This window comes from Flavobacterium sp. NPDC079362, from assembly GCF_050267765.1.
Taxonomy (GTDB): Bacteria; Bacteroidota; Bacteroidia; order Flavobacteriales; family Flavobacteriaceae; genus Flavobacterium; species Flavobacterium azizsancarii.
Genome location: NZ_JBNNFM010000072.1, coordinates 1 through 3,795, shown reverse-complemented (window position 1 = coordinate 3,795; position 3,795 = coordinate 1). Strand labels below are relative to the sequence as shown.

The 3,795-nt window shown below is 31.0% G+C and carries 4 protein-coding genes; all 4 read left to right on the top strand.

The genetic code is table 11. The annotated features are described in order from the left end of the window. Positions 1 to 669: 669 nt before the first annotated feature. The 4 genes from ACQKCJ_RS24655 to ACQKCJ_RS24640 all read left to right on the top strand — a co-directional run bounded on the left by ACQKCJ_RS24655 (position 670) and on the right by ACQKCJ_RS24640 (position 3,639). Complete coding sequence (locus ACQKCJ_RS24655) at positions 670 to 1,233, top strand: Crp/Fnr family transcriptional regulator (protein ID WP_271338758.1); 564 nt, start codon at positions 670 to 672, stop codon at positions 1,231 to 1,233. 64 nt (positions 1,234 to 1,297) lie between these two features. Beyond that, entirely contained in the window at positions 1,298 to 2,071 is a 774-nt protein-coding gene (lpxA, locus tag ACQKCJ_RS24650; RefSeq protein ID WP_271338759.1) for an acyl-ACP--UDP-N-acetylglucosamine O-acyltransferase, read from the top strand. A gap of 184 nt (positions 2,072 to 2,255) precedes the next feature. Further along, entirely contained in the window at positions 2,256 to 2,825 is a 570-nt protein-coding gene (locus ACQKCJ_RS24645; protein WP_427403141.1) for a Crp/Fnr family transcriptional regulator, read from the top strand. A 76-nt stretch (positions 2,826 to 2,901) separates the two neighbouring features. Beyond that, a complete protein-coding gene (locus tag ACQKCJ_RS24640; protein ID WP_427403140.1) occupies positions 2,902 to 3,639 on the top strand; it encodes an SDR family oxidoreductase in 738 nt (245 codons plus the stop codon). Positions 3,640 to 3,795: the final 156 nt, after the last annotated feature.

Genomic DNA, 3,795 nt, shown 5'->3' with positions numbered 1-3,795 from the left:
TTCTTTTGAAAACCCTGTTTCTAGCGAAACAGGGTTTTTTGTTTTACAAAATACTGGGGTAATGTTTTATAATGCTTTGTAGTTTAACCGCAAAGCGCGCAAGAAAAGTTTGTAATTGTTGAAAATTGTTAAGTTCGTAAAGCTGGATCGGATGATATTTTGTGACTAAATGCAATTGTGAAAAGTTGTCTTTCTTTTGCTTTCCTTGCTTCTTATATGTTTTTTTTAAAATAGTTTCTAATTTGCTTTTTTAAAAGAGAAGCACAAAAAAATATTTTAATTCACTAAACTTGTAAAGTTCACAAAGGCACAAGGCGTTATACTTTGGAATCTGGAATTTTAAAAATGACACTTCTCTTTATTTTGGATTGCGTTAGGGATGGCAGCGATATCCTTTTGCGGTAAACCCATACTTTCAGAAGCCTAAAATATCTTCCGCAAAAGATTTAGCGGACAGCACGACCCGGAGGGAAACGCCATGCTTGTTACTGTTTAAACTGTTCTTTTTAACCTTTACGTGAATATCGATCAAATAGAAAAAAAGCACTTTGAAATCTTCTCTTTTTACTTCGAATAATTGTTGGGTAGATTAATTCTGAACTGATGAAATGTATTTTTGAATGATTCTTAAATTATATTGATAAATTTGTTTTCACAATAGTTTACATCATGACACAATTATTAAGTTTAATCAATAGCTTTCAGATACTAGATTTAAAAACAGAGCAGATGATAAGGGAGTATTTTGTTGAAGAAAGATTTCAAAAAAATGAAATGATTATTCAGGAAGGTAAAATCTGTTCAAAAATTTATTATATTAAATCGGGTTTGGTGCGTAGGTTTTGTCTTGAAGATGGTATAGAAATCACCAAGTGGATTTATACAGATAACCAATTTGTTACTTCCTTAACCAGCTATTTTGAACAAAAGCTCTCTTTTGAAAATTTTCAGGCTTCTGAAGAAACAACAGTTTATTCGTTATCGTATCTGGACGAATTAAAATTATTAGAATATCCTTTGTTTTCCAAGTTTCATATCAAGCTGTTAAGAATTTATCTTTCCAGATTAAATGAATTTCATCATTCGTACACTTCAATGAGTGCTCAGGAAAAGTATCTCTATTTGGTAAATTCATTACCTCAAATTATTTTAAAAGCTAAGTTGAAAGATATTGCGTCACTTATTGGTGTAAGTCCTGAAACATTAAGCAGAATCAGAGCTCAAATTAATTGACTTTAGATCAAGAAATACAATTTGTTTCTTAGTAATATTTGTATTCTATATAAAATACGAGAAATTGAAAAATACTATTATCGGAAAAAATGCTATAATTGGAAAAAACGTACACATAGGAAACTTTACAACTATTGAAGACGATGTTATTATTGGTGATAATACCTGGATAGGGAATAATGCAAATATTTTAAATGGTACAAGAATTGGAGAGAGCTGTCAAATACATGCCAGTGCTATTTTAGGTGGAATTCCACAAGATTTAAAATATAAAAATGAATATACCTTTTTGACGATTGGCAACGAAACCATCATCAGGGAGTTTGTGACCATAAATAAAGGAACCGTATCGAAAAATAAAACCGTAATAGGTAATATGAATTTAATAATGGCGAATACCCATATTGGTCATGATTGTTATATCGGCGATAATTGCATCATTGGTTTTAATGTTGGAATGGCCGGCGAAGTTATTGTTGGTGATTTTGTAAATATTAGTGGCTTAACTGCTATTCATCAATTTTCCTTAATTGGTGAATATAGTATGGTAAGTGGAATGAGTCGGATTGTAAAAGATGTTCCTCCTTATGTTTTGGCATCTCGTGAACCTTTAAGTTACGTTGGATTAAATAGTATTGGGTTGAAAAGAAGAGGTTTTGAAAGTGGAAAAATAAAAGAATTGAAAGATATCTATCGTATTATTTTCCAGGAAAAACGAAATACAACTCTTGCTTTGGAATTAATAAAGAATAGTTTTGCGCCAAGTACAGAACGTAATCTTATTATAGATTTTATCAAGGGTTCGAAGAGAGGAATTATAAAAGGTAATCGTGAGTAGAATGTAATTGTATAAATAATATTTTTTTCTGCAATTCGATATTTAAAATTGCTTTTTGTAGCACTTGCTGTATTTATTTTCTAATGAATTATTTAATAAAATAACTTTGTATTGTTCTTTGCGAAATAATTTCTTTTTACCAAATGACAAAAAAAGTAAAAATAACTTTGACTAACTTGCAGTTATGGAAGAATTTATAGAGTATATATTGCAATTTGGAAGTTTGAATCATCAGCAAATTGAATTGATTTCAAAGAAAGCTATTGTATTAGAAGTTAAAAAAGATGAATATTTCTCAGAGGCAGGCAAAGTTGCTCAGCAAGTTGGTTTTGTTTTAGATGGAATTATTCGCGTTTGTTATTACAATAATAAAGGAGAAGAAATCACAAAATATTTTATAGACGAAAATAATCTGGTAGTTGATATAGAGAGTTTTGACAATGATATTTGTTCCAATGCATATGTTCAGGCGATTACAGATTGTAAATTATTGGTTTTTTCAAAAAAAGACTGGAGAGAACTTTTGGATACTATTGTTGGTTGGGATGCTATGGTGCATAAGATTATTTCAAAAGCATTGAGACAAAAAGTAGAAAGAAGAAGTCCTTTGGTTTCAGAAGATGCAACCACAAGATATTTAATGTTTCTCAAAATTTATCCGAATGTTGTTAATCGAATTCCGTTATCTTATGTTGCTTCTTATTTAGGTATTACTCAATCTTCTTTAAGCCGAATTAGAAAAAATATACGTTAAATCGCTTTTTGCCAAATGGCAAATCATTTTGTTTTTAAAGGAATGACCTTTGTTTGATAATTTAAAATTAAGAGAAATGAAGACAGTATTAATTACAGGCGCAAATAGAAGCATAGGTTTAGAGTTAGTAAAAGAACTTTCAAAAAAAGGATTATTCGTTTATTTAGGAACTCGAGATCTTGAAAAGGGAAAGGCAGTAGTAAATGAATTAAATAAGAATGGATTGCAAAACATTAAACCCATTCAAATTGATGTAACAAATCCGGCTTCAATTTTAGAGGCAAAAAATATTATCAAAAATGAACAAGGTAAATTAGATATCTTGATCAACAATGCAGGAATTAGTGGTGAATTTCCTCAAAGCGCCTTAGATACATCAATTGAGGCGATTCAGAATGTATTTGATACCAATTTCTTTGGTGTAATCAGCGTCACACAAGCATTTTTAGAATTGCTTAAAAAATCAGATAGTCCAAGAATTAGTAATATAACTTCAGGTCTTGGATCTTTAACCTTACATAGTGATCCAAATTGGAAGTACTATGATTTTAAAACAGCGGGTTACGGAACATCAAAGGCGGCTTTAAATGCATACACGATTGTGTTGGCTTATGAATTGAAGGATTTACCATTTAAAGTTAATGTAATTGATCCTGGTTACACTGCTACAGATTTTAATCATCATAATGGTCCCGGATCTGTAGAAAGTGCTGCTGATTTTATCATCAAGCATACACTTACAGATGAAAACGGACCTACAGGGCAATTTTTTAGTAATGATATAGAAGATGAGACTGGGATAAGTCCTTGGTAATAATCGTATCGATGAAATTTTAAAATTAGAAACCTTCAAAGTCATTGACTTTGAAGGTTTCTTTGTTGTGTGCCCAGCATGGGCGATAACTCTAGGGTGTAAGTCCCGAACACGCCTTTACAGTGGGAAGTGTTAGCTGAATGCAAGGGTGTCCAT